This is a genomic window from Spirosoma terrae (genome assembly GCF_010435915.1).
GTDB classification, from domain to species: domain Bacteria; phylum Bacteroidota; class Bacteroidia; order Cytophagales; family Spirosomataceae; genus Spirosoma; species Spirosoma terrae.
Window position 1 is genome coordinate 201,303 of the sequence record NZ_JAAFZH010000007.1, and the last position, 19,517, is coordinate 220,819.

The window sequence follows — 19,517 nt, forward strand, 5'->3', positions numbered from 1 at the left end:
TTCATAGAATTAGCGAGTCTTAACGCTACCAGAGCCTGATCTCTGGTAGCGTTTTTGTGTTATTGCCAGTAAGAACAGTTACTACGTTTCCAGCATAGAACTCATATCCGATGCATGGCTTGGATAAGCCCACAACATTCTACGCAGGGTTTTAGCCGGAATATGGTGTTCGATGGCTAACGCGAAAATGTTAATGAGATCATCACTACCTGTACCCAGCAAATGAGCGCCGACAATCTGGTCCGACTCCTGATCGATCAGAATTTTGAACCCTGAAAATGATTCGTTTATCCGCCGACTAATGTACCAGTCGTCCGTCTTCTGATATGTGATTTTTACGTTACGTCCTTCATTACGTGCCTGCTCTTCAGTCAGACCGATTGAGGCTAGGGTCGGTACGGTAAAAACCGCCGACGGTACCGCCTTCTTTTCATACGTTTCCTTATTGCCATCCACTATATTCTTCGCCACGATACGTCCCTCGTACGAAGCCAGAGGGGTTAGTGGCAACCCTTTATCCGCTACGTCTCCGCAGGCATACACCGCCGGATTGGATACGCTTTGCAGAAACTCATTTACCTTGATTCCTTTCTCTCCCTTTTCAACAGCGGCTTTGTCCAGCGCCATATCGGCAATATCAGCTACCCGGCCTGCTGCATGAACAACCAGGCCGGTTGCTAGATGGTGAGTTTGACCAGCTCGTTCGTATTGAACGGTTAAGTTGCCGTCTTCTCCCGCAACTGCTTTCACGGTAGCGTCCAGCACAATAAAAATTCCGATGGCCCGCATCGCTTCAACGAGTTGTTCGACCAGATCCTTATCGAAGCCTTCCAGCGGTCGTTTACCCTGATGGAGAATGGTTACGTTAGCACCAGCCCGAGCTGCAATATGGGCAAACTCAAAAGCAATATAGCCACCGCCCACCATAACCATATCGCGTGGCAGTTCGGTCAGCTCCAGAAAACCAGTGCTATCGATCAGCAACTCTTCACCCGGAATGTTGAGTGGTTGCGGGCGCAGCCCGTTGGCCAGCACAATGTAGTCGGCCTGAAGTTCGTCGTCGCCAACCCGTATTGAGCGTTCGGACAGGAACGTAGCAGTGCCGTGAAAAAAGTGAATGTCCTGCTCCGCAAATTTCTGTTCGGTTTTCTCGGGAATTGGCTCGGTAAAAGTTTTCTTGAATTTGATCAGATCAGGCCAGTTGATAGTTGCAGCAGCCGATATGCCTTTTCCGACCAGTTGCGATGTGCGGGCTACTAGTTCTGCAGCTCCAACCAAGACTTTTTTGGGGTCGCAGCCCCGTTGTGAGCACGTACCGCCAAACGGAAGTTTATCAATAATAGCTACGGATTTTCCGGCCTCCCGAACGGTTTCGGCAACAGTTTTTCCCGCCGAACCCGTCCCAATAACAATAACGTCGAATGATTGCATAGATATGATGCATGATAGAATGCTTATCTATAACTAATAAATCAGGCAATCGGCTGAAAGAAAAACGGGCAACCAGGAAGTTCATCCCGGTTGCCCGTTGTAAATGGGTGCGAGCTTGTTACGCTACCTGACCATACAGCTCGTCGCGTTGTGTTTTCACCCGGCTATCAGAGAGGTATTCATCATACGTCATTAACTTGTCGAGAATACCAGCTGGCGTGATTTCTATAATCCGATTCGCAATCGTCTGCACAAACTGGTGATCGTGCGACGTAAACAGGACTGGTCCCTTAAAGTCGATCAGGCCATTATTGAGCGATTCGATCGATTCCAGATCGAGGTGGTTGGTAGGTTCATCGAGCAGCAGTACGTTAGCACCTGATAACATCATCTTCGACAACATACAGCGGACCTTTTCGCCCCCACTCAATACGGTCGCCTTCTTGAGCGACTCTTCGCCCGAGAACAGCATCCGCCCTAAAAAGCCACGAATAAAGCTTTCGTCTTTTTCTACCGAATATTGCCGTAGCCAGTCGACCAGATTCAGATCGGTTTCGAAAAACTTATCTTTCTCCGCATCCGTTGGGAAATACGACATCGTAATCGTCACCCCCCATTTGAACGTACCGGAATCGGCTTTACGCTCGCCCGCCAGAATATCCAGCAACGCCGATACGGCCAGACCATCACGGCTATAGAGGAATATTTTGTCTTTCCGGTTAACCGTAAACGACAGATTGTCGAACAGTTTCGTCCCATCTTCAGCCGTGTAGGTCAGGTTTTCGACGGTCAGAATCTGATCGCCGGGTTCGCGTTCCGATTTGAAGTTAACGTACGGGTATTTACGGGACGAAGGCTGAATATCGTCGATAGTCAGCTTTTCGAGCAGTTTCGCACGACTGGTTGCCTGCTTCGACTTCGATGCGTTGGCCGAGAATCGACGGATAAACTCTTCCAGTTCTTTCCGTTTATCTTCGGTTTTCTTATTCTGATCCTGGCGCTGTTTTAACGCCAGCTGGCTTGATTCGTACCAGAACGAATAGTTACCCGCAAAGAGTTTTACCTTGCTGAAATCGACATCGACGATCTGCGTACACACCTGATCCAGGAAGTGACGGTCGTGCGATACAACGATAACCGTATTATCGAAGTTGGCGAGGAAGTTTTCCAGCCAGATACTCGATTCTACGTCGAGGTTGTTGGTAGGCTCATCGAGCAGCAGAATATCCGGGTTACCAAACAAAGCCTGAGCCAGCAGCACACGCACCTTTTCTGAACCGTTCAGATCGGCCATCTGGGCGTAGTGCATATCTTCCTTAATCCCTAAACCCGACAGCAAAGCGGCCGCATCAGAATCAGCATCCCAGCCGTTCATTTCCGCAAACTCAGCTTCCAGTTCAGCCGCCCGTTCGCCATCGGCATCTGTAAAATCCTCTTTTGCGTACAGTACGTCTTTTTCCTGCATGATGTCGTACAAACGCTGATTACCCATAATCACCGTTTGCAACACCGGAAATTCGTCGTACGCCGACTGATTTTGCTTCAGCACCGACATTCGCTCACCGGGGGTGATAGTCACACTACCCGTTTGAGGTTCGATTTCGCCCGAAAGAATTTTTAAAAAAGTTGATTTACCCGCCCCGTTGGCGCCAATAACGCCATAACAGTTGCCCGAGGTAAATTTTATGTTGACATCGTCAAATAACACCCGCTTACCATAGCGGAGAGAGACGTTTTGTACCGATACCATGTGTTGATTTCTGTCCAGATTGAACCGCAAAAGTACGAAATTTTAGCGGGAAAAGGGAATTTTCTCAGGAACAAGGTCAGTGAATGCTGTATGATCGTGTTTTGTAACGATAACGTCACATCTAGTTTAGATCGTAAAACTCCATCGCCTATTTTTGTCGTAGCTAAAACGTTCAGCACTCATGATTCAGGCCGCTACCCTTTCTTTTCTGACCGATCTGAAAGCCAATAATACGAAAGCATGGTTCGATGAGAACCGAACCGCTTACGAAACAGCCCGCAAGGATTTTATTCAGTTTGTCACCAAGCTCATCGATGGCCTTGGCACGATCGACCCCGACATCGCCGAAACACCCTTACAAGCCAAAAGCTGTATTTTTCGGATCAATCGCGATGTTCGATTTTCGGCTAACAAATCGCCCTATAAAACCAATTTCGGCGCCTGGTTCAACAAAGGCGGAAAGAAACTCGAAGCCGCTGGATATTACTTTAATCTGGAACCAGGCAACTGTTTCGTAGCGGGTGGTATGTATATGCCAGAAGCCGCTACGTTAGCCGCAATCCGGCAGGAGATTGACTATAACGTCGAGGAGTTTACAGGCCTACTTTCTGATCCTGGCTTTACTAGCCTTTTTAACGGATTGAGCCGTAGCGATGCCTTACAACGCCCGCCCAAAGGCTACGCGGCCGACAATCCAGCCATTGACTATATAAAGCTAAAAAGCTTTACGGCTAGCTTTGTGGTACCTGACGCTACGTTAACGAGTCCTGCTCTGGAGAAAAAAGTCCTGGAAGGATTTGCCGCCCTACAACCCCTGGTAGCTTTCCTGAATCGATCGATCGCGTCGTAACTTCACGCTCCAGACCCTCTATCCATGCCCAACCATTACGTATTGTTTTTTGTCCTTTGCTGGACGACATCCTCCTTTGCGCAGAGTTACTACGTTTGTCAGTCATGTGGCAATGCGAACGACAGCAACCCCGGCACGCTGGCTTCACCGTGGAAAACAATCGGGCGATCCTGTCAGGCAGGAGCCGTACTGCCGGGCAGTACCGTTTACATTCGAAGTGGTACGTATTACGAGAAACTCACGGTCAACGTTGCTGGCGCGCAGAACCAACCCATTACGTTCAGACCCTACAATACCGATCTGGTTCGGGTTGACGGCGGCAGCGCAGCCGGTGTTTTGCTTGCCATTCGCAATAAGAGTTATCTGATCATTGACGGGCTGACTTTTCAAAATGCAATTGGCAGTAACTCCGACGGCATTCAGATCAGCGGCAATGCACAATCCATCACCATTAAAAACTGTACGATCAATACCATTGCTTTTGACGCTACACTGAACACACCGACCAATGCTTCTCTTCATAATGCTCACGGTATTTTGGTGAAGGGCGATGATCCGGTCAACCCTATTTCAAACTTCCTGATGCAGGGGAACACGATCAATCAGATCAAACCGGGTTATAGCGAAGGCATTACGTTCGTTGGAAATATCGACAATTTTCAGGTTCTGGATAATATCGTCAGCAATATTGCCAATATCGGGATGGTGTTTGCGGGCTACTATAGCTGGGCCTGTCCTTCCTGCCCGCAAACGGCAACGACCCAGAATCAGGCCCGGCGCGGTACCATTTCCCGGAATCAGGTGATTAGTTGCCGGGGACCACTGGCCTTCGCAGCAGGCATTTATGCCGATGGCAGTAAAGACCTGGTAATCGAAGGGAACGTAGTTCGTGACTGCCAGCGCGGAATTCAGATTAACTGCGAAAACCCGAGCTCAATTGCGGGAGCAAGCGCCAGCAATATCAGTATCCGGAATAACCTGATTTACAAAAATTCACGGGCAGGTTTGGGCCTGGGCAGCCATTCCTACTCGACCAACCTGGGGAAGGTTACCAGTTGTTCGGTAGTCAACAATAGCTTATTCGACAATTTTATTGATCGACCGGAAGCGACGGCCACCACCAATGAAGATTTTGGGGAAATGACCTTGAGTTATTCGGAAAACTGCGTCGTTGAGAACAACATTTTTCATGCCGGTAATCGCCAGCGCCTGTTAAACTCATACGACACCCCGGCATCGGTCAATCTTCGATTTAACTACAATCTCTGGTTTACGAACAATGCCAACCCGTTCTGGGTGCTGTTTTCCAGCGTTTATTACGGCTTAAACGCCTTCCGAACCGGAACCGGCCAGGAAGCAAACGGAGCTTTTGGCAATCCTGCTTTTGTCAGTACAAGTCCTGGCATCAATCTGGCGCTTACGTCTACATCGGCTGCCATTAACCTGGGAAACCCGGCGGCTACGTCGGCTTTGGCTGGCTCACTGGATTATAGTCAACAGGCCAGGTTTAGAGCCGGACGTATCGATGCGGGCGCGTACGAATATCCCAAACCCGTACTTAGCATAGCGTCAGGATCGTGGCATACAACCAATAGCTGGGATTGTGGCTGCATACCAACCCGTTTCGACCTAGTGCAGATCCAGTCCGGCCATACAATATCGATCAATAGCGGAAACGGAACAGCACAGGCTCAGCAGCTTACCCTTCGAGGGCGGCTACAATACGTTAATGCGGGCCGATTGCAACTGGCGATCCCTTAGTTTTATAGAGCCAGATGAACCGAGCGCACCGACTCGCCGTAGAAATTAGTTGCCTGTCTGTCAAAATCGTCGGTGGAATCGGTTGTTAAGAAGATTCGGCGGCCCTGTTTGCTGCACTGTTCGTCGATTTCGGGGTGCCGGACCAAATAGTCAGCCAGACTGTCGGCCACAATTCCACCCTGACTTAGAATAGTCGCATCTGCAGGCGCAAACTGACGAATCTTGTCAATCAGAAGCGGGTAATGCGTACAGGCCAGTAAAATGGTATCGATGGCTGGCGACTTTTGCAATAACCGATCAAGGTGCTGTTTTACAAAATAGTCGGCACCAGGGCTGGCATATTCTCCATTTTCGACCAGTGGTACCCACATTGGGCAAGCTTCCTGAAAAACCTGCAAGTCGGGGAAGCATTTGTCAATTTCCACTACGTATGATTCCGACGTAACGGTTCCCCGCGTTGCCAGAATGCCAACATTGCCCGATTTCGAGTAATTTCCAATTACTTCCGTGGTGGGACGTATTACGCCTAACACCCGGCGGTCGGGTGCTATAACGGGCAAATCCAACTGCTGAATGTTACGTAGTGCTTTAGCGGATGCAGTATTACAGGCCAGCACCACCAACCGACAACCCCGGTCGAATAGATGTCGAACGCATTCGAGTGTGTACTGATAAACCGTATCGAACGAACGTGTACCGTAGGGCGTACGGGCATTATCACCCAGATAAACGTAGTCGTACTGCGGTAACTTCCGGACTATTTCGCGTAGGATGGTCAGGCCACCGTAGCCCGAATCAAATACGCCAATGGGTTGATTCATACTTCATTGTCAATCTAATGTGAATCGTAAAACGACGTTACCAGCATACACCGGCTAGTTACACAACTAATGCATTGCCTTTTTCTTGACCTCATCCAGAAGGCTATCCAAGGCTTTTCGGTCATACACCGCTCCTCGCAGAATAACCGTATTGATAGCCTGGGTAGCGCTTATATCCTGCAATGGGTTCTGATCCAGCAAAACGATATCCGCACTTTTACCCGCTGCTATATCGCCAAACACATCAGTTTTTCCGAGAAATGCCGGTCCCGGAATAATTGCCGATTGCAGAGCCTGCAAAGGCGTCAGACCTGCCTTGACGAAAAGTTGCAGTTCGTGGTGCAGTCCTAGCCCCGGATAGACAAACGAATTCAGGAAACCAGCATCGGTTCCGGCCATGATCGTCACCCCCGCCTGACGAAGCAGCGGAAGCAAAGCACTCGACTTTTCGTAGACCGCGTGTCGTTCAGCAATGGCATCCGGTCCATCATGCGCGGCCCGATTCACTCGCCAGGCATACGTATTTTTCAGTCCCTGCCCGATGTACTGCAAATAGCTATCGTTTTGATGATTATTCTGATCCAGATAGGCTACGGTCTGGCTAATGGTTAACGTGGGCACAACAATCGTCCCATTTTTAGCCATTCGTCGGTAGACAGCCAGAGCAGTCGTTTCATCAAAACTCTGAAGTAGCATGGGCAAAGCAACCCGGTTGGTTAGCTTGCCAGCCATTACTTTTTCGGCCACTTCCTTATCCCGCGTTGAGCCCGCTTTCAATACGTAGGTCATGTGTTCGACCGAACCCAGACCAGCCGTTGACACCTGATCCATAGTCAGGGCGAATGGTACGTGCCCCGAGGTTTTCATCCCTCGCTTTTTCGTCTCCTGAAGAATGTACAGATACGTTTCCGGCTTGATTGTGTTGTCGGTAATCTTCACAAAGTCGACCCGCAAACCCTGCAACGAATCAAGCATTTTATCCACTTCTTCGGGTGTACTCACCTCAATATCGCCCACCCAGCTGGATTTGTAGCCTTCCAGTTTGGGACCGGACGTAAACATGGTAGGTCCGTTTAAGTCACCTTTCGCAATCTGATCGCGCCATTGTAGAACGGATGGGCTTAAATCGGCCGCAGCATCCCGAATGCCGGTAATGCCGTGGGCAATGTACAGCGGCAATAGGTTTTTATTTTCCTCGATCAGCGTGTCTCCTCCACCAAAATGGACGTGCATATCCCAGAGACCCGGAATGATGTATTTTCCACTGGCATCAATTGTCGTCCTGGCCCGAAAATCGTTTAGCTGCGACTCATTGAACACCCCCAGAATCCGCTTGTTCTGAATGGTAATCAGTTTCTTTGGCTGGATAGTGCCCGTCTTTATATCGATCAGATTACCCGATCGGATCAGCACATCGACATTCCGTTTTTGGGCAATGATAGGGTTGGCTCCTACGCATAGAAAAGCCAGATACAGGAAAAATTTTCTCATTACAAATGGTAGCTATGGCTAAGAATAAAACTTCCCGAAAACGCTGGGCTTCCGGGAAGTTCGATTGCATAAAACAATGTGTTGGAGGCTTATCCGAGTAACTCCTTACCCTGGGCCAGGGCCGCATCCAGTCCCGACACGTCAGAACCGCCCGCCGTAGCAAAGAATGGCTGACCACCGCCCCCACCTTTAATATTTTTAGCCAGCTCTTTTACGACCTGACCTGCGTTCAGGTTTTTACCTTGAATCAACGAGTCGGGAAGCATAACCGCTAACTGTGGTTTGCCATTAATATCGGCTCCAAGCACAACGGCCAGATTATCAACTTTCGCCTTCAAATCATAAGCAAGCTGTTTGAGCGCATCGGCCGACGGTACGTCTACTTTTTCAATAAGACGGCTATGTCCATTCACCACTTCTATTTTTTCCAGCAGTTGATTTTTCAATTGCTGAACTTTCTCATTCTGCAGTGCTTCAACCTGTTTTTGCAGCGCGCTACGTTCCTCAAGCAGGGCCTGCACCGCTTTTACTACGTCTTTCGGGGCTTTCAATAACTCCTTCAGTTCTGTCACAACGGCCATTTGCTCGTTCACCAGCGCTTCGGCTCCGGCCGATGTTTTTGCTTCGACCCGACGAACGCCCGTCGACACCGATCCTTCTCCCGTGAATTTGAACAGCCCGATATGGCCGGTTGCCGGTACGTGCGTTCCGCCACAAAGTTCAACCGAGTACGCAGGATCGAAGGTAATCACCCGAACAAAGTCACCGTACTTCTCACCGAACAAAGCGGTTGCGCCCAAGGCTTTCGCTTCTTCGATAGGCACATTCCGTTTCTCATCCAGTTTGATATCTTCCCGGATTTTCTCGTTCACGATCCGTTCCACTTCGGCCAGTTGCTCATCGGTTACTTTGCTGAAATGCGAAAAGTCGAAACGTAGCGCGTCAGGACCAACATAAGATCCTTTCTGTGCTACGTGCGATCCCAGCACTTCCCGTAGCGCCGAATGCAACAGGTGCGTAGCCGAGTGATTACTACTAGTGAGACCACGGCGGGCTGTATTGATCACAGCATAAACCGTATCAGCCTGCGCCAATAAATCATCAATACCCGTTACGTCCTGTACGATATGGATCGTCAGATCATTCTCTTTTTTCGTATCCAGTACGGTCAACGTACCGATCTGATCTGAGCCTGCAAATAATTCAAACGTACCTGTGTCACCAATCTGTCCACCAGATTCAGCATAAAATGGCGTCTTATCCAGCACGACCTGAATCTGCGTCCCCTGTTTATTCTGAATCTTGCGATACTTCACAACCTGAGCATAGGCTTCGGGCTGATCGTATCCAACGAATTCAACTTTACCATCAAGGTCACTAAGTTCAATCCAATCACCTGCCGACGAAGCCGCATCTTTCCGGGAGCGTGCTTTTTGTTCAGCCAGCGCCTTCTGGAAACCAGCCTCGTCGATTGAAAAGCCTTTCTCGCGAGCGATCAACGCCGTTAAATCAGCCGGAAAACCGAACGTATCGTTCAACTCGAAAACGGTTTCGCCCGGAATTTCCTGCTTACCTTCTGCCGTAAGCTGTCCGATAATCTGATCCAGACGCCCTAAACCCGTTCCCAGCGTGCGCAGGAAGGCGATTTCTTCTTCCCGAATTACGGTAGCTACGAAATCGCGCTGGGCGTTCAACTCGGGGAACACATCGGCAAACTGCATAGCCAGCGTTGGCACGAGTTTGGTCATGAATGGTTCAGTCAGGCCAAGGTACGAATACCCGTAGCGGATGGCCCGGCGCAAAATCCGACGTATGACGTAGCCCGCTTTCGCGTTGGATGGAACCAATCCATCGGCAATGGCGAACGAAACAGCCCGGATGTGGTCGGCAATCACACGCATCGCTACGTCGGTCTTTTCCATCGTGCCCGTGTATTTCTGACCCGACAGCTCTTCGATTACGTTGATCGTTCCAGAGAAAACGTCGGTATCGTAGTTCGACTGCTTGCCCTGAATGGCCATACACAACCGCTCGAAACCCATACCCGTATCGACGTGCCGGGCAGGCAGTTCTTCCAGCGAACCATCGGCTTTCCGGTTGAACTGCATGAATACGTTATTCCAGATTTCGACCACCTGCGGATGGTCGGCATTGACCAGCTCTTTCCCTGGCGTCAGGGCAACGTCTTCGGCAGAACGAAGGTCAATATGAATTTCGGAGCAGGGGCCACAGGGTCCCGTATCGCCCATTTCCCAGAAGTTATCTTTTTTATTGCCGAGAATAATGCGCGACTCATCCCCGATGATCTCTTTCCAAAGATCCCAGGACTCCTGGTCGAATGGTACGTTATCTTTATCATCGCCCTTGAACACCGATACGTATATACGGTCTTTCGGCAGTTTATAGACTTCCGTCAGCAGTTCCCACGACCAGTGTAGCGCTTCTTTTTTAAAGTAATCGCCAAACGACCAGTTACCCAGCATCTCGAACATGGTGTGGTGATACGTATCGAAACCAACGTCTTCAAGGTCGTTATGCTTCCCGGATACCCGCAGGCATTTCTGCGTATCGGCCACGCGTTTTGCCGGTGGCGTTCCATTGCCAAGGAAAAAATCTTTAAACTGGGCCATCCCCGAGTTGTTGAACATCAGCGTGGGGTCGTTTTTAGCAACGAGCGGAGCTGATGGCACAATCAGGTGTTGTTTAGACCGGAAGAAGTCGAGAAAATGCCGACGTATTTCGTGGGAAGTCATTGTGTTAATCGTTAGTTATCCGCAACTAGTGCAACCATACGACAGGATTGTTCTAGTCACATCAGCAGGCTAGTATAAATTACCGGCTATTGATTTGCAAAATTACGTCAAAACTTGCAGGTTTACCCGAACCTCAGCAAGTTTGTCAAATGGAAAATCCGAACAAACTCTATTACGGCATCAAGGAAGTAGCGGATAAGTTTGGCATCAATGCATCCAAACTGCGGTATTACGAAAAGGAGTTTCCAACACTTCAGCCCAAGAAAAACCGCTCCGGCGACCGTGTCTATACGCAGGCTGATATCGACCATCTGGCGGAAATACTGGACTTAATTGACCGGCAGAAATATACACTCCCCGGTGCCCGCGAGTTTCTGAAAGAACGGGAAGCTCGCAAACGGGAGAATGCCAGGCACATTGCTAAACTCCAGAAAATCAAATCTTTTCTGGAGCAAATGCGGGCCAGCCTGGATAATCCGCAGGAAAGTCTGGCGTTGGAAGAAGACGAATAGAACGGTATAGAACGCTGATTTTCATGATAATTATGATTTAAACTTTTTAGCTTACGTCATAACGTTGAGGCTATTCACTCCTAGATTTAGGGGTGAAACCAACTATTGAAACAGTTTCGATTATTAATCATAACGATCATAAAAATCAGCGTTCTATGTTGTCACATAATCGAATCGAAGTAGCGAACCATTCCCGCATACGGCTCCCGGCTGTCTTTCATCTCAGCGATTCGATCAATGGCCATTTGAATCAGGTCGTCACTAAACCGATCAGCCCGTTGGGAGGTTAGCTTCACAATCTTGAAGTTTTTAAAAACCTGATAACGTAGCAACTTCAGCTCTGTCCGGTTCAAACCCAAGCAATCGTTAACGGCTTTAAAAACCCTTTCAGCATCGGGATGAGCCGGATTTGGGGCAATAACAACCTCCTTCAATACGTCGTCGACCTTCCAAATGAAATACGGCGACGGATCTTCGTAATACGGGTTCGGCAAATCCGCTTTCTCGGCTGCCAATTGCTGCTGAAACGTCGTGTGCAGTGTTGTCTGCGCCAGCGGATCGATGGCTAATTTTCCGGCCAAAATCGACCTAATATCCGGTTCCGTAAGCAGATCGGCCGATACTGGAAACTTATCACTTTTATAAGCCTGATTACAGATCTGACAGGAATACAGATAATTGTCATAGCAATAAGCCAGCCACCAGTACACCGACTTAGGCCGATAATGCTCTACGTCGCCGTGAGCCACCACCGCCGTGGGCGATTCGCAATACGCACACTTATTGAACGATTCTTTTTTCAACTGTGCCTTTGCTTTCCCCCAGTAGCTATCCTTAAACTCGACTTTCTTCAACGTACCGCTACGCACCTTCATCACGGAGTCGATTAATTCCTGCTCTTTCTCGATCAATTTCTGACCGCACAGACTGGGTGGTACGTCCTGCGGCTTTCGGCTACGCTTCAGCTCAATCATGGCTTTTCTACTGCTTTAATTCGCTTTCCAGCTTTTTCAGAAAATCCATTTGCTGCGCGCTAACCAGCGAATTGATGTATTCCGGCGTTGGCAGGTTACTGATCTGTTCGGCCAGATCATTTAATTGACGTTTTTCAACTGCCGATCGACTGGGCTTATCTCGTAGTTCCTTATAATTCTGCTTGATGGTTTCGACCTGTACCGATTCGTCTGTTGTCAAACCAAACGCATTGGTCATCAGTAGTTGGTGTAATAGTAGTTTTTGAGGGGAGCCCACAAAAGGCACCAACTCAACCCGATTCTCTTCTCCACGCTGTAGGGAAAACAATTCGCCTTCTTCAGCCTGTTGCGCTGTCAGTGGCGAATGCGTGGTAGCAATAATCTGAAAATTAGGCAGCTTGTTACGTATAAAATCGAGCAGATGACGTTGCCAGACGGGGTGTATGTGCAAATCAACCTCGTCGATCAACAACAAGCCACGAGCGGCTAACGGCGATTGATAGTCCTCGAACGTATTGGAAATGCGATAGAGCAAATCGCCGATCCAGGCCGTCATATTCTGATACCCATCGCTCAATTGGCTGAGGGGAACAATGCCATCAGGGGTTTCAAAAGTCAGCTGCTTTTTGTCCTTATCAATCCCATGAAACTGAACATGGGGCAGAAAATCGTCCAATGCCTCCTGAATGAGCGGAAATCCGTTCGGCAATCGATAGTCGAGATCGATCGCCCAGCTGGTCAGTGAATTCAGTTGTGCTTCCGCATTGAACAACGTAGCAACATTATTGGAGCGACCATGCCGATACACACCAGCCCCCATATTCCAGAATAACTCCTGTCCGTTAAGCCGCCGGGATGCTCCATAACCGACCACAAAATAGTTGCGCTCTGTGTACTGCAGGGCTCGTTCAAGGAAGTTAAGTGACTCAAAATTACTTCCCAGAATCTGCCCCAGCGAGGCATCCCGATCGATACGTAAACCCACCGGTCGTTCTTCGCCCTCTTTTGTCACGAACAGAGCCTGAATCTCGCAAAAGTCAGCTCCGTTACGTATCCAGTCGTTGGTATGCCCAAGCAATTCTCCCAGCGCATTACTACCGGCCGTAATCAGGGCTATAGCCTTCAGTAAGCTGCTTTTCCCCGTTCCGTTCTGGCCGAGCAGTAACGTCTGTTTCCGGGTAGATCCCGTCGTATCGTCAAAATCAATAGACAATTCGCCAATTGACCTTAGATTTTTTACCGTGAGTGATCGAAGAAACATCGCCGTATCGTTTATCCAAAGATAGAAAAAGACCGGAACAGGTTGGTACCTGATTAAACTAGTAACTTGCCATAGTCACCAATTAAAGCCATATTGCATACAAAATTTAGTATGATTTGTGTCGACTGAAAAACAACATCAAATTGCCCTTACGCTGGTTCCGGGCGTAGGTAGTATTCTTATTCGCCAGCTGATCAGTTACTGCGGTTCAGCTTCCGATGTCTTCCGATCTCCGCTGGCCCGACTGCTGAAAATTCCCGGCATTGGCGACGTAACGGCACGTGCTATTCTGAAAACCAGCGTGCAACAGGAAGCCGAACAAATCCTGAAGCGTGTCGACAAGCTCGGTGCTGACGTTCTATTTTATACGGATAAAATATACCCATCCCGGCTCAAATCACTCTACGACGCTCCCGCCCTGCTGTATTTTCAGGGGTCTGGTAATCTCAATGCTTCACGTACCATTGCGCTCGTTGGCACCCGGCAAGCCACCGAATACGGCCGACGTATCACAAACGATATTGTTGAAGCAGTAGCTCCATATGGCGCTACGGTTATTAGCGGTTTAGCGTATGGAATCGACATTGCTGCTCATCGGGCTAGTTTGGCCCATAATACCCCAACGATTGGTGTGATGGCCAGCGGTCTGGACATTATTTATCCCAATGTTCACCAGAAAACGGCTCAGGAGATGTTGGCCCACGGCGGTTTGCTCACCGAAAGTCACCCTGGCACCAAACCGGATGCTCACTTGTTTCCGGCGCGTAATCGTATTATTGCCGGTTTGAGCGATGCTATAGTCATCGTGGAAGCGGCTGCCAAAGGTGGCGCGTTGATTACCGCCGAGTACGCCAACAATTATCATCGCGACGTGTTTGCGGTGCCGGGGCAGTTGAATCAGACTTTTTCGGCTGGGTGTAACAAGCTCATTCGGGAAAATAAAGCGCAAATTTATACCAGCCCGAAAGATATCATTGAAGCCCTTAACTGGGATATTACGCCCTCTCAACATGCGGATCTATCTGCCACACCAGCATCCCTTCCTTCATTGCCTCTGAATATTACCGAAGAAGAAAGCCAGATTCTGGCCTTGCTACGTCAGTCTACGGATTCTCACATCGATGATTTAAGCTGGAAAAGTCAGATTCCGATGGGGAAACTCGCGTCTTTACTGCTTAATCTGGAGTTTCAGGGCTTCGTCCGTTCGTTACCGGGTAAGAAGTACGCGGCCGTATATGTTTAACCGTACGACGGGGAAACGTAACAACATTTAGGGGTGATCAGAAAAGGAAATCGAATCGCTGTTTACTTTTACAATCTGATCGTTCAATTTTCTGACACATGACTATAACCCGTCTTTTTTACTGTTACGTTCTCAGCACTTTTCTTTGTTTCTCAGCACAGGCACAAACTAAATCGACTACGAAGAAATCAGGCAATCCTGTTTTTACCGGCTGGTACGCTGATCCAGAAGGCGTTATTTTCGGCAAAGAATACTGGATTTTCCCCACCTATTCAGCACCTTATGAACAACAGATCTTCTTCGATGCCTTTTCCTCTCCCGATCTGGTCAACTGGACAAAACATAGCCGAATCCTTGACTCTGCAGCCGTAAAATGGGCAAAAAAAGCGATGTGGGCACCCGCCATCGTTGAAAAAGGCGGCAAATACTATCTATTCTTCGGAGCTAATGATATTCATGACGAGAAAAAAGAAGTCGGCGGCATTGGCGTAGCCGTAGCTGATAAGCCATCTGGCCCCTACCGCGATTATCTGGGCAAACCACTAATCGGCACTATCGTTAATGGCGCTCAACCGATTGACCAATACGTATTTAAAGACAAAGATGGCAAGTACTACATGCTATATGGCGGCTGGGGCCACTGCAATATTGCACAATTAAAAGACGACTTCACGGGTTTTCTGCCCTTTTCGGATGGCAGTACATTCAAGGAAATTACCCCAAAAAACTACGTAGAAGGCCCAACGATGTTTATACGGAACGGGAAGTACTACTTTATGTGGTCGGAAGGCGGCTGGACAGGCCCCAATTATTCGGTGGCTTACGCCGTGGCTCAATCACCATTTGGACCGTTTGAGCGTGTCGGTAAAATTCTGCAACAAGACCCTGCCGTAGCCAGAGGAGCTGGGCATCATTCTGTTATTCAGGTTCCGGGCAAAGATGAGTGGTACATTGTTTACCATCGTCGTCCACTCACTGAAACGGATGGTAACCACCGTGAAACCTGCATCGATCGACTATACTTTGACGAAAATGGGGCCATCAAACCAGTAAAAATTACGGTTGAAGGCGTTGAAGCCAGAAAACTCAACTAGAATCGGGCCTTTCTCCGTTATCCTGAACGGAGAAAGGCTTATTTACTTCTTCACTTTTTCGATCTCCTTAACCAAGATGTAGCGTATCGATGACCCATCGGCCGGTGGATCCGGGACGGTCTCTTTCCTGACCTGGATTGTATATTCGTAGCCCTCCTCGTGGGTGAACCCTTCAATCTCACTATAGAAATAGTGCCAGTCAGCACTACCCTCCTCTTTTACTAACAAACATTTCATTGGCCCAACACCCGTGCAATCTTTACGATAGGCACCAATTTGCATCTGCCCGGTTTCGGGTCGGATTTTACTCGTGTGGCAGCTAAGCTGAACAAATAAAAAAGCCAGGATTAGCCAGGTTGTGAGTCGTTTCATACGGATCGGTTTTATCTAACAGATTCGTTACTGATCTAATCCGTTGTAGTGGAAAGGCACAATTTTTAGCGAATAGTTTTTGAGCCAAGCAACCGTACCCTCGAATTTGCCCCATTCAAAGCCCAGCAGATGGCATCTATGGCCGTGGCTTAGTACCTTTAACTACCTGTTTACCAAATTATCAGACAATTTAAACTTTTAATAATTATGGGAAAAGGAGATAAAAAATCGCGTAAAGGCAAAATCTCGATGGGGTCCTATGGCAAAACACGCCCACAAAAACTCCATAAATCACAAGCTCCCAAACCGGAAGCAACACCCAACTCGTAACCGACCCGCCCAACGCTAAGAAGGCCCGATTGACGCAACAACTCGTCAATCGGGCCTTCTTCCATTTATTCCGCAGCGGATTACCGCGATTTAGTTTTGGTCGATTTGGGCGATGTTGGCTCGGACGTTACTGGCATAATGGGTTCCGACGTAACACTTGGTTCATTACGTCTGTTACGTCCCTCCCAGAACACGACGAATCCGATCAAACCAATCAACAGTACGTTGCAAATCAGATCGATCATATCGCCGGTACGAGCCAGCGGAGGATCGAAACGAAACTCAATGGTATGTTTACCAGCCGGTACACGCATAGCCCGTAACGTATAATTGGCTCTCAGATGGGGGGCAGGTTTACCATCGATAAAAGCCTGCCAATCCTCGTTGCCCCGGTAATACACTTCCGAAAACACGACCAGTCCATCACGCGCGGCATTGGCCTGATAGACCAGTTTATCGGGTCGATAGCTGGTCAGTTCAATCGTGCTACCGGTATGATCCACCACCGCTGGCAAATTACCCAGTTCTGGCGCAAACCGTTTATCGACTACGGCCGAATCGCGGGGATTCATCGATTTCATCACCGCCATTTCCTCATCGGCGTTGTTAACCTGCTGAACCGTTTTTACAAACCAGGCGGCTCCTAAAACGCTCGGGTTCGGCAAGGCAATCGGTCCGGCCGGAGCCTGCTGTGGATTGTTGGGGTCAGATTCGCTGGGACGTATTACGTACTTCGCATTCAGCATGCTCAGAATGTTCATAAAATTGGGCTGAAGCGCGTACGTAATCAACTCGTTATAGCGACGTAGTCGGGTGGTGTTGTAACCGCCAATAGACCGGTGGAAATACGACGCCCGGTTGCTTTCCATAAACGACTCGGTCTGGTCCATCACCCGGTAACCAAGCGATTTGTCCTGTAAGATTTGCTGATCGGCAGCCGTTGGCTCAAACACCGTAGCGACCTGCGATTTGGGCACAAAATCGGCATTGTTCAGAAAACGTTTATCGACCGAAAACAGATCAAACACCACAATCGCGAACAATAGTGGATAAAAAACAGCCGACTTAATTTTATTGGTCAGGAACAGCCACAACGTACCGGCTGCCAGCAGGATCAGGATCACCGACCGGAACGCATCTGACCGCAGCATACTCTGGCGGTCGCTGATCAGTGCGATCTGGAAATCTTTGGCAGCCTCGCCAAAATAGCGGGATAAAATATCAATATCGTTAGGCTTCTGGAACGAGAAGAACGCTCCTGCGGCAACGGCCATCACCAGGGCCACGCCCGCTGTTAGGGCAAGACTAATAACCAAAGGCTGACGTAACTGAGCCAGCGACAGCTTTTCCTTAACGATAGTCTGAATACCCAGCGCAGCTCCGGCTGCCAGGAACAATTGAGCCAGACAGAACGCCATGGTCATAGCCCGAAACTTGTTCAGATACGGCAAATAGTCGAATAAAAGCTCGTTGAAAAACAGTAGATTTTTCCCCCACGCCAGCATAATCATGAGCACCGCCGACGACAATAGCCACCACCGAATTGGCCCACGAATAACAAACAGGCTCAGTACGAACAAAAACAGCAAAGCAGCCCCTGCATAGGCTGGTCCACCCAATATGGGCTGATCACCCCAGTACGTAGGCGCTCCCAGTTCAGCCATCTGCTTGGCGGAAGCCGGGTCAACACCACGGCTGGTCATGGCCTTATAGAACTCCGAATCTGTTGTTAAACCGCCGGCTGAACCTCCCCCGTAAGCACTCGGAATCAGCAACGTAAAGGTTTCCGCTTTTCCATAACTATACGTAAAGGCATAGTCTTTATCGAGTCCACCTTTGGATTCACTACTTGGCGTTCTGCCGTCGGGGTTTGTCGTTTTCGCTGTCAGCTCCGACTTACCACGTATCGTTTCTTTCGTGTACTGATTCAGGACTAACAGACGCTTTCCGAAACTACCGGCGGCCAATGCCCCCGCAACAGCCAGCGTTGCCAATCCAAGCCCTAGTTGCCGGCCCTTACCCGCCTTTATCAGCGTAATACCTTCTATCAATACGTATAGGCCAATGGTCATAAACAGATAGTACGTTATCTGAATGTGGTTGGCCCCAAATTCCATACAAAGGAACAGCCCTGTCAGCGCAGCACCGATCCAGTATCGGCCACGTAATGCCAGAATAACGCCCGCCAACAGACCAGCGCCGTAGCCTAATGCAAATAGTTTTGATACGTGTCCGGCTTCTAGGCTAACAATACCGAATGTACCCAATCCGTAGGCGGCAGCCCCCAAGGCACCCAACCAGGCATTGCATCCGAGCACCACCAACAGAATGTACATGCTGAGCATGACCACAAAAATGATACTAGCCGTATTAGGCAACAGGTTGACTGCCCCCGTTACCACCTTGTAGACTAAAATATAAGGATAATGAAAATCAATCATGTAGCCCGGCATCCCACTGAAAAGGGCGTCCGTCCAAAGTGGCTTCTCCCCGGTTTGCTGAGCAATTTCACGGATTTCGCGAGCAGATGCAGACGCCTGCTGTACGTCGGGCATGGATAGGGTTTTTCCCGATAGTACTGGAGAAAAATAAATAATTGCCAGTACTAAAAGACCTACCGCAGCAATTAAATGCGGTCGGAGTCGTTGAAAAAGGGTTTGATTGGTCATAAAATCAGACAGTACGTAGCCCAAAGATACGTGTTTGTGCCTAAACGGTGGCAGAGCGGTAGTATTTTAGGCTTCTCCTCGAAGAAGCGATCGTGTTGATCCCGTTTTGCGGTCAACTGGTTGCCTCAATAGCTTCCGAACGTTCTTAGTACATCATTTCTTTTCCAGACTGTCCATCAAATTTTCTGCCGAAATGGGTAGCAAC

The 19,517-nt window shown here is 49.0% G+C and carries 15 protein-coding genes; 6 read left to right on the top strand and 9 right to left on the bottom strand.

Going from position 1 to position 19,517, the window contains the following annotated elements; translation table 11 throughout:
* Nucleotides 1-81 precede the first annotated feature (81 nt).
* Together GK108_RS17180 and GK108_RS17185 are read right to left on the bottom strand one after the other, a co-directional pair.
* Nucleotides 82-1,431: a dihydrolipoyl dehydrogenase family protein gene (locus GK108_RS17180; RefSeq protein ID WP_163951159.1), complete on the bottom strand. Its 1,350-nt coding sequence runs from the start codon at nucleotides 1,429-1,431 to the stop codon at nucleotides 82-84.
* 118 nt (nucleotides 1,432-1,549) lie between these two features.
* Entirely contained in the window at nucleotides 1,550-3,181 is a 1,632-nt protein-coding gene (locus GK108_RS17185) for an ABC-F family ATP-binding cassette domain-containing protein (RefSeq protein ID WP_163951161.1), read from the bottom strand.
* Nucleotides 3,182-3,362: 181 nt separating this feature from the next.
* Between GK108_RS17185 and GK108_RS17190 the strand changes: the two genes are divergently transcribed.
* Nucleotides 3,363-4,031 carry a DUF2461 domain-containing protein gene (locus tag GK108_RS17190; protein ID WP_163951164.1) on the top strand — a complete coding sequence of 223 codons (669 nt, stop codon included), beginning with the start codon at nucleotides 3,363-3,365 and terminating at the stop codon, nucleotides 4,029-4,031.
* Nucleotides 4,032-4,055: 24 nt separating this feature from the next.
* Complete coding sequence (locus tag GK108_RS17195; protein ID WP_163951167.1) at nucleotides 4,056-5,792, top strand: right-handed parallel beta-helix repeat-containing protein; 1,737 nt, start codon at nucleotides 4,056-4,058, stop codon at nucleotides 5,790-5,792.
* Between the two features lie 2 nt (nucleotides 5,793-5,794).
* On the opposite strand, the gene murI is transcribed toward GK108_RS17195, so the two are convergent.
* From murI to alaS, 3 genes are all read right to left on the bottom strand, one after another.
* Complete coding sequence (murI, locus tag GK108_RS17200) at nucleotides 5,795-6,613, bottom strand: glutamate racemase (protein ID WP_163951170.1); 819 nt, start codon at nucleotides 6,611-6,613, stop codon at nucleotides 5,795-5,797.
* A gap of 66 nt (nucleotides 6,614-6,679) precedes the next feature.
* The gene (locus tag GK108_RS17205; RefSeq protein WP_163951173.1) at nucleotides 6,680-8,104 is read right to left on the bottom strand and encodes an amidohydrolase family protein; all 1,425 of its coding nucleotides are present in this window, start codon (nucleotides 8,102-8,104) and stop codon (nucleotides 6,680-6,682) included.
* Nucleotides 8,105-8,193: 89 nt separating this feature from the next.
* Complete coding sequence (gene alaS, locus GK108_RS17210) at nucleotides 8,194-10,857, bottom strand: alanine--tRNA ligase (RefSeq protein WP_163951176.1); 2,664 nt, start codon at nucleotides 10,855-10,857, stop codon at nucleotides 8,194-8,196.
* A 149-nt stretch (nucleotides 10,858-11,006) separates the two neighbouring features.
* On the opposite strand from alaS, the gene GK108_RS17215 reads away from it, so the two are divergent.
* On the top strand, nucleotides 11,007-11,369 hold the full coding sequence (locus GK108_RS17215) for a MerR family transcriptional regulator (RefSeq protein WP_163951179.1): 363 nt from the start codon (nucleotides 11,007-11,009) through the stop codon (nucleotides 11,367-11,369).
* A gap of 161 nt (nucleotides 11,370-11,530) precedes the next feature.
* Here GK108_RS17215 and GK108_RS17220 read toward each other — a convergent pair whose 3' ends face one another.
* On the bottom strand, nucleotides 11,531-12,343 hold the full coding sequence (locus tag GK108_RS17220) for an HNH endonuclease family protein (protein ID WP_163951183.1): 813 nt from the start codon (nucleotides 12,341-12,343) through the stop codon (nucleotides 11,531-11,533).
* 7 nt (nucleotides 12,344-12,350) lie between these two features.
* A complete protein-coding gene (locus GK108_RS17225; RefSeq protein ID WP_163951186.1) occupies nucleotides 12,351-13,604 on the bottom strand; it encodes an AAA family ATPase in 1,254 nt (417 codons plus the stop codon).
* 118 nt (nucleotides 13,605-13,722) lie between these two features.
* Between GK108_RS17225 and dprA the strand changes: the two genes are divergently transcribed.
* Together dprA and GK108_RS17235 are read left to right on the top strand one after the other, a co-directional pair.
* Nucleotides 13,723-14,847, top strand: coding sequence for a DNA-processing protein DprA (gene dprA, locus GK108_RS17230; RefSeq protein ID WP_163951189.1), 1,125 nt, complete (start codon nucleotides 13,723-13,725; stop codon nucleotides 14,845-14,847).
* A gap of 98 nt (nucleotides 14,848-14,945) precedes the next feature.
* Nucleotides 14,946-15,941 (top strand): glycoside hydrolase family 43 protein, encoded by a 996-nt coding sequence (locus tag GK108_RS17235; RefSeq protein ID WP_163951192.1) that lies wholly within the window; start codon nucleotides 14,946-14,948, stop codon nucleotides 15,939-15,941.
* Nucleotides 15,942-15,983: 42 nt separating this feature from the next.
* Here GK108_RS17235 and GK108_RS17240 read toward each other — a convergent pair whose 3' ends face one another.
* A complete protein-coding gene (locus GK108_RS17240) occupies nucleotides 15,984-16,313 on the bottom strand; it encodes a DUF4377 domain-containing protein (RefSeq protein WP_163951195.1) in 330 nt (109 codons plus the stop codon).
* 207 nt (nucleotides 16,314-16,520) lie between these two features.
* Between GK108_RS17240 and GK108_RS17245 the strand changes: the two genes are divergently transcribed.
* Nucleotides 16,521-16,643, top strand: a complete 123-nt coding sequence (locus GK108_RS17245; protein WP_163951198.1) for a 30S ribosomal protein THX — start codon at nucleotides 16,521-16,523, stop codon at nucleotides 16,641-16,643.
* An 80-nt stretch (nucleotides 16,644-16,723) separates the two neighbouring features.
* On the opposite strand, the gene GK108_RS17250 is transcribed toward GK108_RS17245, so the two are convergent.
* Nucleotides 16,724-19,312 carry a YfhO family protein gene (locus GK108_RS17250; protein ID WP_163951200.1) on the bottom strand — a complete coding sequence of 863 codons (2,589 nt, stop codon included), beginning with the start codon at nucleotides 19,310-19,312 and terminating at the stop codon, nucleotides 16,724-16,726.
* Nucleotides 19,313-19,517 lie beyond the last annotated feature (205 nt).